Genomic DNA, 18,397 nt, shown 5'->3' with positions numbered 1-18,397 from the left:
ACTGTATCCGTTCAGGATAGCAGCAAGGTAGTATAACCATAGAGTAAAAGTGAGTTTACAACAAATGGTGTCATCCCAGTGCTTGACACTGGGATCCAGTTTTCTTTACAAATTCACCAAAAGTGCTTCATTCTATAACGCAAAACCCATACTTACCAAACCCAATGCATTACTTGCAATTAAGTTTCCTGGATCCAAGTAGTCTGGGCACTGCCGTCATAAAGGAACTAGTGTCAGCTACTTTCATGACACCCTTCTGGTAGGCCCAAATCGCAATGTTCGTACAGTTATGGAATGAACCGCGGTATGACGTAGGAAGATCTGAGCAAACTTTCAATCAGAAACAGCCAAAGATCTCTCTAAGATGTCAGTTTCTTTTGTATCTTCAACTTTACCGTCCTGGTCGAATGAAATTTGCAGAGACTTACTACTATACTTCCTTTTTCCTAAAAAATTGGCTTGTTTAATTTTATATGAGACATAGTACCAAACATTGTCATCGAACTTTGATACTAATGTTGGTGATCCTAAAGTGTGAACCACTTTTTCTTTATCGTCACCTACTTTTATCTTGCTCCACAATTCAACACTAATGCCAGGAGCTCCGTGATTGTGAATAGTGTGAGTGCAGCTCACTGTAAATAATAAAATAAAAGATATTAATACTCGCATTTCTGTTGATAAATTACTTGAAGCTATAATACACTAATAAATTATCTGCCGTCAAATTTCAAAAAAGTTAAATTGACTGATTCTCAATATCACTTAATATAATATTTACTTTAGAAAATAATAGGTGTCTTATGTCATTGTTAGAAGCAGATCCAATATACAAACCTTTTAATTACCCTTGGGCGTATGATGCGTGGCTGCAGCAACAAAGAATCCATTGGATACCTGAGGAAGTTCCGCTTGCTGATGACGTAAAGGATTGGAAAACTAAACTTTCAAGTGTAGAAAAAAATCTACTAACCCAGATCTTTAGATTTTTTACTCAGGCAGACATTGAAGTAAATAACTGCTACATGAGGCATTATTCAAATATATTTAAGCCAACGGAAATATGCATGATGCTTGCAAGCTTTTCCAATATGGAAACTATACACATTGCAGCTTATTCTTATCTTTTAGACACAATTGGCATGCCAGAAAGCGAGTATCAAGCATTCTTAAAGTATGATGCTATGAGAAAGAAGTATGAATACATGTTAGAATTCGAGGAAAGCAAAAAACACGATAAAAAACATGTAGCTAAAACTCTAGCGGTGTTTGGTGCATTTACCGAGGGGTTGCAGTTATTCGCATCATTTGCAATTTTGCTCAATTTTCAACGCTTTGGAAAAATGAAAGGCATGGGACAAATAATTGCCTGGTCAGCCCGTGATGAAACTTTGCACACCAATTCAATTATCATGTTATTTAATACATTTATTAAAGAGAATAATGAAATTTGGGACAACGAGTTTAAAGAGGAATTATATTCTGCATGTCGCACCATCGTTGAACTTGAGGACGAATTCATAAAGCTTGCCTTTGATTTAGGAGATGTTGAAGGACTATCCGCAGAAGAAGTGCGCAATTACATACGCTACGTAGCAAACAGACGGTTAATGCAATTAGGTCTTGAGTCCATATATGATGTCAATGATAATCCTATTCCGTGGCTTGATGAAATACTAAATGGCGTTGAACATACGAATTTCTTTGAAAATAGAGTAACAGAGTATAGCCGCGCAGCAACTCAAGGCACGTGGGAAGAAGCTTTTACTGAAAATGACACGAATAATAAGTGAATGCTAATTTCACTCTTTTTTGTCATTCCACTTTCATTACACCATTTGCTGTGCAGTTTAGACAGTTTTGCTTTACTTAACAACTAACTTACCATATATATGTCCATAGGACATTGGTATATAAGAACGTGCTACAACTATTAATCTTACTCACGGTCATCACTTCAGCTGCATTCTTTGGTCATTTAGTTCCAATGGAAGTAAAAACCTTCTTGTACTCAACGAGCCTTAGTATAAAAGAGGTTTTGCTATTTATAATGCCTTTTATTATTTTTGCGTTAATCTTTAGCAGTGTTAACAATCTTAAGCAGTCAGCTATAAAGTTCATATTGTTACTTATTATAATGATCTTCTTATCGAATCTGGCTTCAAGTTTAATAGCTTATTCTGTTGGGCATTTTATCATACAAAACACTTATTCAATACAAGATATAACGTATGAAGAAACAATTGTTCCCTTATGGTCGTTTAGACTGCCTGCATTGCTTTCTAATTTTTATGCCCTTGCTTGTGGATTTGTGTCCAGCATAGTAGTGTCCACACTGCTACCCAAAAAAAGCAGAGAGCTTTCGAACAAAATGTTAGATTTAACTCTCTTTATTTTGAAGACGTTTTTGACGCCGATTATTCCAATATTTGTACTTGGGCTTGCTTTAAAAATGCAGCATGATCAAGTTTTATCTATAATATTTAAGGATTACTCAATAATTTTCATTATTATAGCATCTGCAACCTACCTTTATGTTTTCCTCTTATATGGAGCAGCAAATTCATTCAAGATCACAAGCTGGATAGCTAGTATAGGCAATATGATACCGGCATTTATTACTGCAATGAGCACAATGTCTAGTAATGCAACTATGCCGCTTACTCTTGAAGGAAGCAAAAAAAATGTAAAGCAACCTGACATAGCATCGTCTGTTGTGCCAATAACTGCTAGCTTTCATTTAGTAGGTGATTGCTTTTTTATTATAATATTATCAATGATAATTGCCTCCGGTTATTCATTGTGCACAACAGACTATGTAACTTTCCTTCTCTATTTTTTGTTATTTAAGTTTGCTATCGTGGCAGTTCCGGCAGGAGGAATTATGGTAATGCTACCTATTCTTGAGAAATACCTCAAATTTTCTCCAGAAATGCTTTCGTTAATCACAGCACTGTATATAGTGTTTGATCCAATAATCACTTCAGCAAACGTTATGGGTAATGGTGCCTTTGCTATAATGTTTACAAAACTCTATGATAAGCTTAAGTAATGTCTATTTTAGCGATTGATACTGTAGGTATTGGTAGTTCAATAGCAATAGTTGATTATGATGGTAACTGTTTTGTAGAGCACAATTCCGCCAGCAACAATCATGCAGAATCATTTTTTCAAATTCTGAATACTTTGTTTGATAAGCACAACTATAATTATGATAAAATAGATCATTTAGTGGTAGTAGTTGGACCAGGAAGTTTCACTGGAATTAGAGTTGGTATATCAGCTGCACAAGGTATAAATCTTGCTACAAATAAGCCATTATACGGAGTTAGTGCGCTGGAAGTTCAAGCCTACGCAATATCTTTGCTTTGTACGAATAACAAAAAAAATATCAGAGCTATAGTCAAAAATGCTCAAGGGTTTTATACGCAGTTATTTGATTTCAATTTATTGCCACTATCTGCACCTGGATCCCAGTGTCACGCTACAAGCAGTACACATATGGATTGCAATTTAAATGCTAGCCATGCAGGGCTATTAGTCCGTTATAGATTAGGGAACAAGCAAAAATTAAATGAAGTTGAAGCTCTATATTTAAATGAGCCTCAGTATATGAAATCATTATAGACTATTCTTTCGCGTACATGCAATGTTACTAAGCTTGTGCATCTGGTTTACTATCTCTTGAGCTACTTCTTTTATACTCATATCTGAATTTTCTATCTCTATGGCACTTGGTGGTATAAATAAATCGTCAGTCCTAAATTTCTCTACAATGCTATTTAGATTAATCACCTTCCTATTTTTTCTTTGCCTTTTTAATGCAATACGCTTTTGTAATGTCGGTAGATCACACCTAAGTACCACAGGAAGGATTTCTGTGTTCATTTTTTTACTAAGCCTTACTATTGAATCATACATCCTCATGTTCTGGTCATTATTTTCCATCAACTCATCAATAAATATGTAATTTTTTGAGTGAATCGGATAATTTTCTATTACCTGAAGCATAATTTGCATAATGCCATATATTCTATCTTGAACTTCTTTAGGTATTTGATCACGTTCAAAGACACCATCGTATATAGAGCAAGCTTGAACATTGTTATAGAACTTACTATTTACAATTAATGCGTTTATCATATTAGATAATTCTATTGCTGTGGAAAGTTTACCACTTCCCGAAAGACCAGAGAGATATATGAAAAATCCTGCTGGCTGTTTTTTTGTGTTAATATTTACCATATTATTTTCAATCTTGAAACTTACATTTATAATAACATAAAAATGAAGCTTCAAAACATATGAAATATTATATAGAAAATTATTTTTGTAGTTAAGATATTATGTAATTTAAAAACATAAATTCTGTATATAAACTCTATAATAACGATAACTATTTTTAAGCAAGCTACAACACAAAAGTGTTTGGTATTCAGAAAGCAAGACAGAGTGGCATAGACTTATTAGTTTACTACAAGTCTCTTTTCGCGTATAAACCTTCAGAAGATTCTAACAGAGGATTGTGTTGTTAACAAAGAGCAGAGTAAAAAGGGATCTAGTCTATGCCTATCAGATTTTGTCCTACCTTAAGTTCGATGATCATACATATACTCACCTTTCAGTGCGTTCTGAAGATCAAAAGTCGTTTTATATTTATCCGTTTGGTATGCGTTTTGATGAAGTAGATGAACGTTCGTTAATGAAAGTATCATTTGATGGAGATGTAGTTGAAGGCAAAGAATATCAATATAATAGAACTGGCTATATAATTCATGGTTTTGTTTATCAAGCAAGGAAAGATATTCAAGCAATTTTTCACTTGCATACACCTTCTATTGTAGCGGTTTCTTCTCTCAAAGATGGGCTGCTTCCTATAAGTCAATGGGCACTGCACTTTTACAATAAAATCTCTTACCATAATTATAATTCCCTAGCACTTAGCGATACAGAAGGAAAGAGGTTAATAGCTGATCTGAAAGAAAATTTTGTCATGTTAATGCGTAATCATGGATCTATAATGTGTGGTCGGAGTATACAAGAAGCAATGTTTTACACGTATCATTTAGAACAAGCGTGCAAAACTCAATGTTTAACGTTAGCAATGAATAAGGAGTTATCAATTCCAAGTGAAGAAATTTGCTCAAAAGCTGTAAAGGATCTCCTATCTTTTGAAAGCAATCTTGGTGAGAGGGATTGGCACGCATGGGTTAGACTAATTAAAAGTAAGTTGTAAGTGACCTTACCCAGAAAAAGTAGAGAGAAAGTTAAGACGTTTTTGGAGTAAAATAAAACGTTTTTTCAAAATATGACAAATAGAAGAGAATATACAGCAGAATTCAAATTAGAAGCTGTTAAGCTGGTTAAAGAAACAGGTCAAGCAAGTACAAAAATAGCAAAAGATCTAGGTATAGATGGCAGTATGTTAAGTAAGAAAATATGATGGAAAAATGTCTGGAGCATACGCATTTCCAGGCAAAGGCTCCTTATGACAAAGAAAGATTTGATCTAAAAAAAGAGCTAATAAGAGAAAGAGACATCTTAAAAAAAGCCCTGGGCAAAGAAAAAGAGTAAAGTATTCTTTTATATAGAAATTGCTATAAAATACAGGAACTATGTAGGGTTTTGTACTGGTGGTATTGGTTGCTAAGGAAAAAAGCAGTAAAGAATTAGCAAAAGAAGGGCTTCTAGCAGATATTCAAAAAATACATCAAGCTTCTAAATGCAGATATGGAGCCCCTAAAATTCATGCTGAATTAAAAGCTTTAGGCAAAAATTAAAACAGTACAAAGTGTTATGCAAGAAAATGGCATTAAAACCAAGCTTAGACGAAGGTTCAAAAATAAAAAACAGCAAATAAGCAACCGAGTTGTGGCTCCGAACACATTGGATCAAAATTTTACTACTGATCAGCCAAATAAAGTTTGGGATTACCTACATAAAAACTAAAGAAGGTTGTTGGCAGCAATAATTGACCTATATTCACGCATGGTGGTTAATGAGTAACATGATAATTAGTTATAGATTCTTTATTGATGGCCGTTGATAAACGCAAACCCGATAAAAATCTGCTGTTACATAGCGATCAAGGGTCACAGTATACCTCTCAAAATTACCAATTTCTATTGAATACAAAAAACATCATTTCCAGCATGAGCCATAAGGGCTGTTGTTACGATAACTCTGTTGCAGAAAAGTTCACTTAAAAGGGAGCTGCTTATTGATACTTCTCGCTCAACAAACCAGAACTGCCATATTTGAATACATAGAAATCTTTTATAACAAATAACGTAGACATTCTACTATTAACTATTGCATTCCTGCACAATTTATTCTCATGATAAAAACGTCTTAACTTTCTCTCTACTTTTTCTGGGTAAGGTCAATTTGGGTCTGCACCATTTTTGAGTAATAGTTTTACTTCTTGTGCATTACCATCTTCTACAGCTAGGAATAATTGTTCTTCCTGTGTTTTTACGCGTGTTTCCACATTAGATATAAAAAATAACAATACTAAACATGCAATACCAATAATGCTAATATATTTTATAATTTTTCTCATAAGATATTTTACAATGCTTCTAATAATATTAGATATCATCTATAAAATTAAAAAATCCATGAAAGGGGATGAAAATATGTAAAAAAGTATTATTGATTAATTAAAAACAGATTTTGATTTGATAATACTAATAAAATCGATTTATCTTAAATTTACGTTGATTTTTACCTGTTATTTTTTGTAGTTTATCCAACGTAAATTCCAGGTAAAACAAAGTCGTTATCTCCAACCGTTACAACCAACTCTCCTTCTTTGTATCCGTTCAGGAGAGTGGTTTAAGAAACAATAGATAGGAGATTTTGGAAAGGATTGAGACCCCTTTGTTTCCAAGTTAAGTATAATGAAATTATCCGCTCAAGGAATGTATTTCCCCGCTTTGATTGTGTAAAATATGAGTTTTTGCGATAAACGACATAATGCCGAATTTGCCGTTCAGCGTGGTTATTTGTCAGCGGAATATTTTCTGGGTCATCTAAAAATTTCCACATCATTCTTTCAGATCTCAGAACATTTTTTGCAACTCGAGAGGCTCCAATTGCTTCAGGTAAACGAGATATCTCCTTCAAGTAATACTTTGTACGTTTTCTTAATTTTCTGGCACGTCTGACAAACCTCAAAACATCTATCTCACTTTTTAGTAAAGCTTTTTTTAGTGCAAATAATTCAGTGGCCACGTTTCTCAAGTAACAACCCAGAACTTTAACTTCAATATTCCAACTATGTGCTAATCTTTCAAAATCTCTTGATAAATGTGCCCAACAGATTTGCCTGTTTTTATCGGCAAAATAATTGTATGCTGCATACCTGTCAGTTATTACCAAGCTATTGCGATTGCAGAATTTACTATTTTGTAAAACTTTCATTCCTCTTGACTCTGTAAATTTTACAAAACTTGCCGTATTGCTTGCAAACATCCAACACCAAGCGAGTTTACCTTTGTTATAATGGCTCGTTTCATCAATATGTAGAACTTTACTCCTACTTATCTCTTGTTCGATCTGCTCATACATTTTTTTGCATTTTGAAGCAACTCTATGTTCACTATTTGATATGCTACCGACGCTTATGTTCAAATTGAAGATATCATTTACGACACTCGCTATTTCGCGTTTTGAATTTTTGTAGAATCCGCTGAACGCTGCAATTATTGACTTAACCCTTGGACCAAATGTATCTGGCGTAACACCTTCCGGTAACTTGCTACTTCTTCTCTTTCCGCATCTCCGACAACGGCCATGTTCTAACTGATATTCCACTACATAAGGCTTGATTTCTGGAAGATCAACTTTCTGATGAATATATGGTTTTTCACATATTGCAATTTCTCCTCCGCATTCGCAAGTATTAGGCAACTCTATCTTTACTACTTTATCTGCATCCATGTTGGCGCGAAAACTTCCTTTATGACCAACCTGACCGCCAATATTCCTTTCGCTTTTCGGCTTATTCTTTTTTATTTTATACAACTCTTTGGAACTTGGTATTGATGAATTTTTTGAGCTTAAACCGAGTCTTTCTCTTAACTCAGCATTTTCTATCTTTAAAGCCTTATTTTCTGCTTTTAAACTTTCATTCTCTTTTTCCAATCTTTCTATTTTTGCTTCTAACCTTTCTATTTTTTGCTGTAAATTTTTGCAAAGTTCTAAAAGGTTTACCATATTATTTCACTTTTGCTCTATGATTATCTTTTTAGATCACCTTGTCTACCTTATTCTGCCACTCCGCTGAACGGATACCCTTCTTTAATTTTTATTTGATTAGGTGTATGGTCCCATACCATCACACTCTGGGATCATACACCTAAAGTACTCCGACACTTGTATCTTTATGATGTGAGGCATTAGAGCTAAAATACCTCACAGGGAGGGTGAAGCTGATGCGACACTAATGCCATTAAGCCAGATTTTGCTTCCCTCCCATAGAGTTAAAGACTGAACAGTATCTTTTGGAATTATATCCCGTATTACAAGGTTAGTCTAAACTCTCAGTTTATTTATAGTCTTGGAGGCAATTTTATGCAAGTAAATGCTATTTTGGGTGTGGATATTTCAAAAAAGAAATTTGATGTTTGTTTGTTAGTGGACAGTAAAAAACGACACAAAGTCTTTCAAAATAATCAAGATGGTTTTGCAAAACTTGTAGTTTGGTGCAATGGCCATGGAGCAAATCTTACTCATTTATGTCTTGAAGCAACTAGTTGGTATGGAGAAGATTTGGCTACTTTTATGCACGATTTAGGACATAATGTCAGTATAGTAAACCCAGAAAGCTTTTGGCAAAAGTGAGCTGCTCAGAAATAAGACAGATAAATCAGATGCAGCTATGATAGCTAGATTTTGTATCGCCAACAAACCTGCTCTTTGGAAGCCCATTGCACCTGAAATGAGGCATTTGAGGGCGTTGCATGCAATCGCTAAAAGATGATAAGGTGCAACAGACAAATCGCTTGGAAAACAAAAATATGCATTCCAGTTGCAAAGAAGCTATATCTAAAGTAATTTTGGCAATAGAGGAGCAAATTATTGTTCTCGAAAAAGAAATTAATGAGCATATAAATAACTATCCACATCTAAAAAATATGGTGGAAAACCTTAAGACTATAAAAGGTATAGGATATCTTACTGCTGTTGCTGTTGTCGCAGAAATGCCATCAGTTGATAACTTTGACAATGCTAAACAATTTACAGCTTTTGCTGCCAGGACATTATCAATCGGGATCGTCAGTAAGTAAGAGAAGTTGCATATGCAAAATAGGATCTGAGCGTATTCGAAAAGCTCTTTATATGCCAGCTATAGTAGTCAAAAACCATAATAATCATTTTCAAAAGTTTTGTCAGCGTCTAGCAAGTAAAGGCAAATGTCCAAAAGTCATAGTTCTTGCGTTAATGCGAAAATTAATGCATGTCTTTTTTGGTATTCTTAAAAAGAATCAACCATTTAATTGTAATTTTGTTGGATAATTTGTTTGACAGCAGAGACAGTATCTGGGATGACACCCCGGGGTTTCTGGGGTGACAAAAAAGAGCCCCCTGAGCAAAAATCTTATAGCCACTTGAATGATAATTGACTTTTTGCCTAAAATAACTAAGAAAGAAACTTCTCATCAAGATAACTTAAATATATACTAATTCTCTTATTTTTAAAAGATTTCTCATCATGAATTGCACGATCAAAAACCTGAATTTGACTTGTTATAATGCTACAATTATTACTTGCAACTTCTAATACGCCACTATCAATTACAACCTTCTTTTCTGTTTGGTTACTCATTTTAACAGTAATCATACCAGGCAATAAATAAATTAAGTAAGAAGCATGGTGAGCTAAAATCATAAGCTCCCCTTCGAGCCCAGTTACTGAAAGAGAAACCACTCCACTGAATGAAATTTGATCATCAGGAGAGAAAAATTGCACTTTAAAAGTATTCATAATCTTTAACTTTTACTTAGCTTCAGCTTGTATTAATTCAGCCTTTTTTATTGCTTCATCTATATTCCCCACCATATAAAAAGCGGCCTCTGGTAAGTGATCATATTTGCCTTCAACAATCCCTTTAAAACTGGAAACAGTATCAGAAAGTGAAACAAATTTACCAGGCATGCCAGTAAATATTTCTGCAACGTGAAAAGGTTGAGAAAGAAATTTCTGAATCTTACGAGCCCTATCAACAATAATTTTATCTTCATCAGATAGCTCATCCATACCAAGTATTGCGATAATATCTTGCAGTGATTTATAAGTTTGCAATATACGTTTCACCTCAGAAGCTACCTTATAATGTTCTTCACCAATGATTTCAGCAGATAAAGACTGAGAAGTTGAATCAAGTGGATCAACAGCAGGGTATATTCCCATTTCAGCTATTTGCCTTGACAACACTGTGGTGGCATCAAGGTGAGAGAACGTAGTTGCTGGAGCTGGATCAGTTAAATCGTCCGCAGGAACATATATAGCTTGCACAGAAGTAATAGAGCCAGAAGTTGTTGAAGCTATTCTTTCTTGCATTGCACCCATATCAGTTGCAAGGGTTGGCTGATAACCAACAGCTGACGGTATTCTTCCAAGTAAAGCAGAAATTTCAGAACCAGCTTGTGTAAATCTAAAGATATTATCCACAAAAAATAGAACATCTTGGTTTTCACGGTCACGAAAATACTCTGCCATAGTAAGTGCTGTTAAAGCAACTCTAGCCCTTGCTCCAGGAGGCTCATTCATCTGACCATAAACCAAAACAGCTTGAGATTTTTCATGCTCATTTATATTTATTACATTTGAAGTGATCATCTCGTGATAAAGATCGTTACCTTCACGCGTTCTCTCCCCTACCCCGGCAAACACAGAAAATCCTTTATGAGCTTTTGCTATATTATTAATTAATTCCATTATTAGGACTGTTTTACCAACACCGGCTCCACCAAATAAGCCAATTTTTCCTCCTTTAAGATAAGGTGCAAGAAGATCTATAACTTTTATTCCCGTAACTAAAACTTCTTCCTGTATTCTCTGTTCAGTAAAACTTGGAGGTGCTCTGTGTATAGGCTCTAAGTTATATTTTCCCTTCAGTGGACCACACTCATCTATAAGCTCTCCAACAACATTAAAAATCCTTCCTAAAGTTGAACGCCCAATTGGCACCGATATTGGTGCACCTGTATCAACAAATTCATCCCCCCTTGACATGCCATCTGTGCTATCCATAGCAATACAACGAACTATATTGTCACCTATATGCTGCGAAACTTCTAAAACCAGCTCCTTATCCTTATATTTTAGTTTGCTTTTTAAAGCATTAAATATTTTAGGCAATTCACCTTCAAATTTTATATCAACAACTGCTTGAGTTACCTTAATCGCTCTACCTATATTCATCTCTTTATTTTTATCACCTAACACTATAATTCCATAAAAGAACTTCTAAAGAAAATAAATTTTATATTATTAATAGAAATTTTGCAACATTAAAACGCTTACTAGTTACGCTTCATTACAAACAATGCAAACGCATTTAATAGCCAAGTAATAATAAACAATACTAAACTAAGCGCATAAGCAGCAAGAGTTTGTACACTATTGAAATCCTGATCTCCGGTAAGTAATGTAGCGATCTGCACGGTAATAGTAGTAACTGAATTAAGAGGGTTAAAAGTCAAATTTGCGTTGATTCCCACAGCCATTAGCACAATCATTGTTTCACCTATCACTCTTGAAATTGACAATAAAATTGCACTTAAAATTGTAGGCATTGCATAAGGTATTGTTATATGCCATATAGTTTCCGCTGGAGTTGCACCAAGTGCCATGAAGCCATAACGCAAGCTTTTTGGAACAGATCTTATGGCATCTTCGAGTAAAGAAATAATAAAAGGAAGAATCATTATCCCAATCGATAAACCGGCAACTAAGGCACTTTCTGAGTGTATACTTAAACCAAAAAAATTTGCTACCTGCTTTATAAAGAAAGACAAAAACACAACCGCGAAATATCCATATACAACCGTAGGAATAGCAGACAAAACTTGCAAAGTTGTATTAACAATATAACGCACTTTCTCACTCGCATATTCACTAATATATATTGCAGAAAATAAACCAAGCGGAACGACAACTAACATTGCTATAATAGTTATAAGTAATGTACCAACTAAAAGCGGCGCTATACCAAAACATCCTATCTTCTCTTCATTGATAGTGACTACATTGTGGCCCCATTTCAAGCAAAACAAGAATTCTGAAATAGCTACTTTATTAAAAAAACTAATGAATTGAATAAAAATAGACAGCATTATAAATAAAGTGATAAAAAATGATATGGCCAAAGCCACAAATAACGAAAGTTTTATTATCTTATTTCTTTTATTTTTAAAGATAAAAGCAAGCATGAAAAAAAGTAACGCTATAGAAATAAAAGTTACAAAACAATTATTATAGAATACTAACAACCAAGTTAGCATCCATACACAACTAAGATATAGATAAGATTTAACCTTATTTACTTCTTGAAACCTACTAAAACAAAATAAAAGGATTAGTAAGACAGGTATGACTATCACCGAATTCATTCTTCCATGCATCAAATTTTATTCTACGAAAATGTCATACAAGTTCACCATTATTTGACAATAAAGTAAAACAATTTAAAATAAATAATTATATTATATAAAAACAATGAAGAGAACATTTCAACCAAAAAATTTGATAAGAAAGCGCAGACACGGATTTCGTTCACGTATGGCAACAAGAGCTGGAAGAAAAATCCTTAATAGGCGCCGTTCATTAGGGTGTAACAAATTATGCGCATAGTAAGTATAAAAAAAAAGATTTTTCTTCTGCTTTCAAAAATAAGTTAGCACTCAACAGTCTTTTTTATCGTGGGCTTTATATATCACTGTACGCTATAAAAGAAAGAGAACCTGAAAAGTACATTCATACTATTAGAGTAGGTCTGGCTATCAGTAAAAAAACCGGAAAAGCAGCAAAAAGAAATAAAATAAAAAGGCAACTACGAATGCTTGCTAAAATTAGCATTTTAAATATAAGTAATATAGGGCACTACTACATAATACTAACTCATAGAAACATTATGCAAGCAAGTTATAAAAACTTACAAAAAGATCTAACTATTTGCTTAAAAAAGATAAAATAAAAAAAATCTCAATTAAGGTATTTACAACTATATTTTTTATGATAATATAGGTAAAATTTTTAAAAATAGTTAATGGGTGTGGTGAATGGTAGAGCATATAAAAGAGGTAAATAACACAGGCTTTGGTCAGATGTATCAATTCTTATTTCTTCCTAAAGGAACAGGAACAGATTGGAGGTCAGCATTTCGCCAACAAGAAGAATTATTTAAAAAAGTGGGAAGTAATGTAATATTACCAGAAATCAGTAATTCTCCTTCAAAAGGGAATCAATTAGGGGAAGTAGGAACAATGCTAAATAATGTAGAAAATGACCAAGAACATATAAGAAAAAAAAGATATCGTGGTTAAAGTAAAAACTTAAAGAATAGTAACAAAACAAGAAAGTTAAAATATAGTATCCGTTCAGCGGAGTGGCAGAATAAGGTAGACAAGGTGATCTAAAAAGATAATCATAGAGCAAAAGTGAAATAATATGGTAAACCTTTTAGAACTTTGCAAAAATTTACAGCAAAAAATAGAAAGGTTAGAAGCAAAAATAGAAAGATTGGAAAAAGAGAATGAAAGTTTAAAAGCAGAAAATAAGGCTTTAAAGATAGAAAATGCTGAGTTAAGAGAAAGACTCGGTTTAAGCTCAAAAAATTCATCAATACCAAGTTCCAAAGAGTTGTATAAAATAAAAAAGAATAAGCCGAAAAGCGAAAGGAATATTGGCGGTCAGGTTGGTCATAAAGGAAGTTTTCGCGCCAACATGGATGCAGATAAAGTAGTAAAGATAGAGTTGCCTAATACTTGCGAATGCGGAGGAGAAATTGCAATATGTGAAAAACCATATATTCATCAGAAAGTTGATCTTCCAGAAATCAAGCCTTATGTAGTGGAATATCAGTTAGAACATGGCCGTTGTCGGAGATGCGGAAAGAGAAGAAGTAGCAAGTTACCGGAAGGTGTTACGCCAGATACATTTGGTCCAAGGGTTAAGTCAATAATTGCAGCGTTCAGCGGATTCTACAAAAATTCAAAACGCGAAATAGCGAGTGTCGTAAATGATATCTTCAATTTGAACATAAGCGTCGGTAGCATATCAAATAGTGAACATAGAGTTGCTTCAAAATGCAAAAAAATGTATGAGCAGATCGAACAAGAGATAAGTAGGAGTAAAGTTCTACATATTGATGAAACGAGCCATTATAACAAAGGTAAACTCGCTTGGTGTTGGATGTTTGCAAGCAATACGGCAAGTTTTGTAAAATTTACAGAGTCAAGAGGAATGAAAGTTTTACAAAATAGTAAATTCTGCAATCGCAATAGCTTGGTAATAACTGACAGGTATGCAGCATACAATTATTTTGCCGATAAAAACAGGCAAATCTGTTGGGCACATTTATCAAGAGATTTTGAAAGATTAGCACATAGTTGGAATATTGAAGTTAAAGTTCTGGGTTGTTACTTGAGAAACGTGGCCACTGAATTATTTGCACTAAAAAAAGCTTTACTAAAAAGTGAGATAGATGTTTTGAGGTTTGTCAGACGTGCCAGAAAATTAAGAAAACGTACAAAGTATTACTTGAAGGAGATATCTCGTTTACCTGAAGCAATTGGAGCCTCTCGAGTTGCAAAAAATGTTCTGAGATCTGAAAGAATGATGTGGAAATTTTTAGATGACCCAGAAAATATTCCGCTGACAAATAACCACGCTGAACGGCAAATTCGGCATTATGTCGTTTATCGCAAAAACTCATATTTTACACAATCAAAGCGGGGAAATACATTCCTTGAGCGGATAATTTCATTATACTTAACTTGGAAACAAAGGGGTCTCAATCCTTTCCAAAATCTCCTATCTATTGTTTCTTAAACCACTCTCCTGAACGGATACAAAATATAAGTATACCTACTGTCTAATTAACAAAGAAATTTTTATAAACTTGGCGGCGACCTACTCTCCCTTTTCAAGTACCATCAGCGCTAAAAAGTTTCACTTCCGAGTTCGAGATGAGATCGGGTGGTTCATTTTTGCTATAGCCACCAAGTCAATAAAAATTTCTAACTTAACAATTTTAACTTAATATTTAACACTGCATACACACATATAGAAAGCAAATAAATCAATCAGGCTATTAGTACTAGTTAGCTTCACATGTTACCATGCTTCCACACCTAGCCTATCAACGTGGTAGTCTTCCACGGCCTTAATTGGGAAATCTTTTTGAAGAGGGTTTCTTGCTTATATGCTTTCAGCAATTATCCCATCTATACATAGCCACCCAGCGATGCTATTGGCATAACAGCTGGTACACCAGAGGTATATCCATCTCGGTCCTCTCGTACTAGAGTCAGACCTTCTCAAATTTCCTTCACCCACGGCAGATAGAAACCGAACTGTCTCACGACGTTCTAAACCCAACTCACGTATCACTTTAATCGGCGAACAGCCGAACCCTTGGGACCTTCTTCAGCCCCAGGATGTGATGAGTCGACATCGAGGTGCCAAACGGTGTCGTCGCTATGAACGCTCGAACACCATCAGCCTGTTATCCCCGGCGTACCTTTTATCCGTTGAGCGATGACCCTTCCATACAGAATCACCGGATCACTATGACCGACTTTCGTCTCTGCTTGGCTTGTCAGCCTCGCAGTCAGGCAAGCTTATGCCATTATACTATCAAGCTGATTTCCGACCAGCTCTAGCTTACCTTCGCACGCCTCCGTTACTTTTTAGGAGGCGACCGCCCCAGTCAAACTACCCACCATACAATGTCCTAGTTCCAGATAATGAAACATAGTTAGATATCAAAAGTGTAAAGGGTGGTATCTCAAGGTTGACTCCATTATAGCTAGCGCCATAACTTCAAAGTCTCCCACCTATCCTGCACATCACACTTTTAATAGCAATGTAAAGCTATAGTAAAGGTGCACGGGGTCTCTTCGTCTAACCGCGGGTACCCCGCATCTGCACGGGGAATTCAATTTCGCTGAAGTGATGTTGGAGACAGTGGAGAAATCGTTACGCCATTCGTGCGGGTCGGAACTTACCCGACAAGGAATTTCGCTACCTTAGGACCGTCAGTGTTACGGCCGCCGTTTACTGGGGCTTCAATTCGGAGCTTGCACCCTTCCTATTAACCTTCCAGCACCGGGCAGGCGTCAGACCCTATACTTCCACTTACGTGTTTGCAGAGTCCTGTGTTTTTAGTAAACAGTCGCTACTCCCTATTTTGTGCCACCTACTCATAGTTGCCTAAAAGCAGGTTACCCTTCTTCCGAAGTTACAGGTATAATTTGCCGAGTTCCTTCAACATCATTCTTTCAACACCTTAGTATACTCTACTCATCCACCAGTGTCGGTTTGCGGTACGGCCTCATAAATATAAGTGCTATTTCCTGGAGCTTCTTTTAAGCATAGATCAATCCAATAAGATCTATACAAATACGAAACCCGTCACACTTAAGAGGTTTAGGAATATTAACCTAATTGCCATCGACTACTCCTTTACGGACTCGCCTTAGGAACCGACTAACCCTACGCAGATTAACTTAACGTAGGAACCCTTAGATTTTTGGTGAGAGTGTTTTTCACACTCTTTTACGCTACTTATGTCAGCATTCTCACTTCCGATATCTCCAGCAGTTTTCACAAACCACCTTCACAGACTTACGGAACGCTCCGCTACCGCGCCTATTGATCGAAATCAATAAGCACTCACATCTTCGGTATACAGCTTTAGCCCCGGTACATTTTCGGCGCAGAAAAACTTATTTAGACAAGTGAGCTGTTACGCTTTCTTTAAAGGATGGCTGCTTCCAAGCCAACCTCCTAGCTGTAATGGTTTTTCTACTTCCTTCCCCACTTAGCTGTAATTTTGGGACCTTAGATAGTGATCTGGGTTGTTTCCCTCTTCACCACGGACTTAGCACCCGTAGTGTGCCTGCTGTATAATTAATTGTTGGTATTCGGAGTTTAGTTAGATTTGGTAAGACGGTGAATCCCCCTAGTCTATCCAGTGCTCTACCCCCAACAACATACATACAACGCTCTACCTAAATAGATTTCGCGGAGAACCAGCTATTTCCAAGTTTGATTGGCCTTTCACCCCTAATCACAACTCATCCAATAATGTTGCAACATTAACTGGTTCGATCCTCCAGTGTGTTTTACCACACCTTCAATCTGGTCATGACTAGATCACTTGGTTTCGGGTCTAATCCATAAAACTAAAACGCCCTATTCAGACTTGCTTTCGCTACGCCTACACCTAACGGCTTAAGCTTGCTTCATAGATTAACTCGCTGACCCATTATGCAAAAGGTACGCTGTCACTCTAAATATCAATAAATTGATATAGAGCTCCAACTGTTTGTAAGCACTTGATTTCAGATTCTATTTCACTCCCCTCCCGGGGTTCTTTTCACCTTTCCCTCACGGTACTTGTTCACTATCGGTCGTTAAGGAGTATTTAGGCTTGGAGGATGGTCCCCCCATATTCAAACAGGATTTCACGTGCCCCGCTCTACTCAAGGATTTAAAAACTTTCTACTTATACAGGACTATCACCTTCTATGGTTACTATTTCCAGAGTATTCTAATTCTTATTCTTAAATCACTAGCCTTTTCCGCTTTCGCTCGTCACTACTAACAGAATCTCGGTTGATTTCTTTTCCTTTGGCTACTTAGATATTTCAGTTCACCAAGTTTGCTTTACATACTTAGTACGTAATAACTAGCTAAACTAGTTGGGTTTCCCCATTCGGAAATCTGCGGATCAAAATTTGTTGACAATTCCCCACAGCTTATCGCAGCCTGCCACGTCCTTCATCGCCTCTTAACGCCAAGGCATCCATCAAGTGCTCTTAATAATTTATTTATCCGACTATATGCAGAATATGCAGAGTTAAATATTATTAAAATTGAATTGAGATTAAATTAATCTCTACCATAAAACTTGTCAAACATCTAAAAACTAAATTAATCTTTTATATGTTATAACCTAATAAATAATATGTCAACGCCTTTTTGCACAAAACATTTACTTATATTATCAACAACAATATACTAGCAATCCTAAACAGTATAATCTGAGAAATATGTGGTAAACTTATATATACAGTAAAAATTAATAAAAAAGATATTTTGTAAGATAAAATGTGTTAAAATCAATTGCCTAAAAATGATAATAAACATTCGGAGTATTTC

At 35.3% G+C, this 18,397-nt stretch carries 14 protein-coding genes, 2 rRNA genes and 3 pseudogenes; 10 read left to right on the top strand and 9 right to left on the bottom strand.

The window, feature by feature from the left end:
* Positions 1–333 precede the first annotated feature (333 nt).
* A complete protein-coding gene (locus EA652_RS01030; protein WP_006279908.1) occupies positions 334–672 on the bottom strand; it encodes an outer membrane protein assembly factor BamE in 339 nt (112 codons plus the stop codon).
* Positions 673–803: 131 nt separating this feature from the next.
* Here EA652_RS01030 and EA652_RS01025 point away from each other — a divergent pair, with 131 nt between their 5' ends.
* From EA652_RS01025 to tsaB, 3 genes are all read left to right on the top strand, one after another.
* Positions 804–1,793, top strand: coding sequence for a ribonucleotide-diphosphate reductase subunit beta (locus EA652_RS01025; protein ID WP_006280119.1), 990 nt, complete (start codon positions 804–806; stop codon positions 1,791–1,793).
* 128 nt (positions 1,794–1,921) lie between these two features.
* Positions 1,922–3,052 carry a cation:dicarboxylate symporter family transporter gene (locus EA652_RS01020; protein WP_006280118.1) on the top strand — a complete coding sequence of 377 codons (1,131 nt, stop codon included), beginning with the start codon at positions 1,922–1,924 and terminating at the stop codon, positions 3,050–3,052.
* A complete protein-coding gene (gene tsaB / locus EA652_RS01015; protein ID WP_007548508.1) occupies positions 3,052–3,627 on the top strand; it encodes a tRNA (adenosine(37)-N6)-threonylcarbamoyltransferase complex dimerization subunit type 1 TsaB in 576 nt (191 codons plus the stop codon). Before EA652_RS01020 ends, tsaB begins: the two co-directional genes overlap by 1 nt.
* On the opposite strand, the gene EA652_RS01010 is transcribed toward tsaB, so the two are convergent.
* Complete coding sequence (locus tag EA652_RS01010) at positions 3,622–4,245, bottom strand: DEAD/DEAH box helicase family protein (protein ID WP_010082279.1); 624 nt, start codon at positions 4,243–4,245, stop codon at positions 3,622–3,624. The genes tsaB and EA652_RS01010 overlap by 6 nt on opposite strands.
* A 280-nt stretch (positions 4,246–4,525) precedes the next feature.
* Between EA652_RS01010 and EA652_RS01005 the strand changes: the two genes are divergently transcribed.
* Together EA652_RS01005 and EA652_RS07595 are read left to right on the top strand one after the other, a co-directional pair.
* Positions 4,526–5,236 carry a class II aldolase/adducin family protein gene (locus EA652_RS01005; RefSeq protein ID WP_006280116.1) on the top strand — a complete coding sequence of 237 codons (711 nt, stop codon included), beginning with the start codon at positions 4,526–4,528 and terminating at the stop codon, positions 5,234–5,236.
* 72 nt (positions 5,237–5,308) lie between these two features.
* Positions 5,309–6,289, top strand: a pseudogene (locus EA652_RS07595) (IS3 family transposase).
* A 93-nt stretch (positions 6,290–6,382) separates the two neighbouring features.
* Here the strand turns inward: EA652_RS07595 and EA652_RS00985 are convergent.
* Complete coding sequence (locus EA652_RS00985; protein WP_238514246.1) at positions 6,383–6,562, bottom strand: ankyrin repeat domain-containing protein; 180 nt, start codon at positions 6,560–6,562, stop codon at positions 6,383–6,385.
* Between the two features lie 275 nt (positions 6,563–6,837).
* Positions 6,838–8,220: an IS66-like element ISWen3 family transposase gene (locus tag EA652_RS00980; RefSeq protein ID WP_007548562.1), complete on the bottom strand. Its 1,383-nt coding sequence runs from the start codon at positions 8,218–8,220 to the stop codon at positions 6,838–6,840.
* A 357-nt stretch (positions 8,221–8,577) separates the two neighbouring features.
* On the opposite strand from EA652_RS00980, the pseudogene EA652_RS07590 reads away from it, so the two are divergent.
* A pseudogene (locus tag EA652_RS07590) lies at positions 8,578–9,522 on the top strand (IS110 family transposase).
* A 124-nt stretch (positions 9,523–9,646) separates the two neighbouring features.
* Here the strand turns inward: EA652_RS07590 and EA652_RS00960 are convergent.
* The 3 genes from EA652_RS00960 to pstC all read right to left on the bottom strand — a co-directional run bounded on the left by EA652_RS00960 (position 9,647) and on the right by pstC (position 12,621).
* Entirely contained in the window at positions 9,647–9,991 is a 345-nt protein-coding gene (locus EA652_RS00960) for a F0F1 ATP synthase subunit epsilon (protein WP_007549649.1), read from the bottom strand.
* Between the two features lie 12 nt (positions 9,992–10,003).
* On the bottom strand, positions 10,004–11,431 hold the full coding sequence (gene atpD / locus EA652_RS00955; RefSeq protein WP_012673086.1) for a F0F1 ATP synthase subunit beta: 1,428 nt from the start codon (positions 11,429–11,431) through the stop codon (positions 10,004–10,006).
* 101 nt (positions 11,432–11,532) lie between these two features.
* Entirely contained in the window at positions 11,533–12,621 is a 1,089-nt protein-coding gene (pstC, locus tag EA652_RS00950; protein WP_012673085.1) for a phosphate ABC transporter permease subunit PstC, read from the bottom strand.
* Positions 12,622–12,727: 106 nt separating this feature from the next.
* On the opposite strand from pstC, the gene rpmH reads away from it, so the two are divergent.
* From rpmH to EA652_RS00930, 4 genes and pseudogenes are all read left to right on the top strand, one after another.
* Positions 12,728–12,862 carry a 50S ribosomal protein L34 gene (rpmH, locus tag EA652_RS00945; RefSeq protein WP_006279898.1) on the top strand — a complete coding sequence of 45 codons (135 nt, stop codon included), beginning with the start codon at positions 12,728–12,730 and terminating at the stop codon, positions 12,860–12,862.
* A 19-nt stretch (positions 12,863–12,881) separates the two neighbouring features.
* Positions 12,882–13,205 (top strand): annotated as a pseudogene (gene rnpA, locus EA652_RS07100) (ribonuclease P protein component); the annotation flags it as partial.
* A gap of 85 nt (positions 13,206–13,290) precedes the next feature.
* A complete protein-coding gene (locus EA652_RS00935) occupies positions 13,291–13,554 on the top strand; it encodes a hypothetical protein (RefSeq protein WP_012673084.1) in 264 nt (87 codons plus the stop codon).
* A 124-nt stretch (positions 13,555–13,678) separates the two neighbouring features.
* Positions 13,679–15,061: an IS66-like element ISWen3 family transposase gene (locus EA652_RS00930; protein ID WP_007548562.1), complete on the top strand. Its 1,383-nt coding sequence runs from the start codon at positions 13,679–13,681 to the stop codon at positions 15,059–15,061.
* 68 nt (positions 15,062–15,129) lie between these two features.
* Here EA652_RS00930 and rrf read toward each other — a convergent pair.
* Positions 15,130–15,236: ribosomal RNA gene (gene rrf, locus EA652_RS00925) — 5S ribosomal RNA — on the bottom strand.
* Positions 15,237–15,302: 66 nt separating this feature from the next.
* Positions 15,303–18,068, bottom strand: a 23S ribosomal RNA gene (locus tag EA652_RS00920).
* Between the last annotated feature and the right edge of the window lie 329 nt (positions 18,069–18,397).

The sequence above is a fragment of the Wolbachia endosymbiont of Drosophila ananassae genome (assembly GCF_008033215.1).
Taxonomy (GTDB): domain Bacteria; phylum Pseudomonadota; class Alphaproteobacteria; order Rickettsiales; family Anaplasmataceae; genus Wolbachia; species Wolbachia pipientis.
The sequence above is the reverse complement of the archived record's forward strand: the minus strand, read 5'-3'. Positions and strand labels throughout refer to the sequence as shown.

Coding starts and splice junctions, on each gene's coding strand:
- EA652_RS01030 (WP_006279908.1), bottom strand. CDS start 672: ATGCGAGTATTAATATCTTTTATTTTATTATTTACAGTGAGCTGCACT.
- EA652_RS01025 (WP_006280119.1), top strand. CDS start 804: ATGTCATTGTTAGAAGCAGATCCAATATACAAACCTTTTAATTACCCT.
- tsaB (WP_007548508.1), top strand. CDS start 3,052: ATGTCTATTTTAGCGATTGATACTGTAGGTATTGGTAGTTCAATAGCA.
- EA652_RS01010 (WP_010082279.1), bottom strand. CDS start 4,245: ATGGTAAATATTAACACAAAAAAACAGCCAGCAGGATTTTTCATATAT.
- EA652_RS00985 (WP_238514246.1), bottom strand. CDS start 6,562: ATGAGAAAAATTATAAAATATATTAGCATTATTGGTATTGCATGTTTA.
- EA652_RS00980 (WP_007548562.1), bottom strand. CDS start 8,220: ATGGTAAACCTTTTAGAACTTTGCAAAAATTTACAGCAAAAAATAGAA.
- EA652_RS00960 (WP_007549649.1), bottom strand. CDS start 9,991: ATGAATACTTTTAAAGTGCAATTTTTCTCTCCTGATGATCAAATTTCA.
- atpD (WP_012673086.1), bottom strand. CDS start 11,431: ATGAATATAGGTAGAGCGATTAAGGTAACTCAAGCAGTTGTTGATATA.
- pstC (WP_012673085.1), bottom strand. CDS start 12,621: ATGAATTCGGTGATAGTCATACCTGTCTTACTAATCCTTTTATTTTGT.
- rpmH (WP_006279898.1), top strand. CDS start 12,728: ATGAAGAGAACATTTCAACCAAAAAATTTGATAAGAAAGCGCAGACAC.
- EA652_RS00935 (WP_012673084.1), top strand. CDS start 13,291: ATGGTAGAGCATATAAAAGAGGTAAATAACACAGGCTTTGGTCAGATG.
- EA652_RS00930 (WP_007548562.1), top strand. CDS start 13,679: ATGGTAAACCTTTTAGAACTTTGCAAAAATTTACAGCAAAAAATAGAA.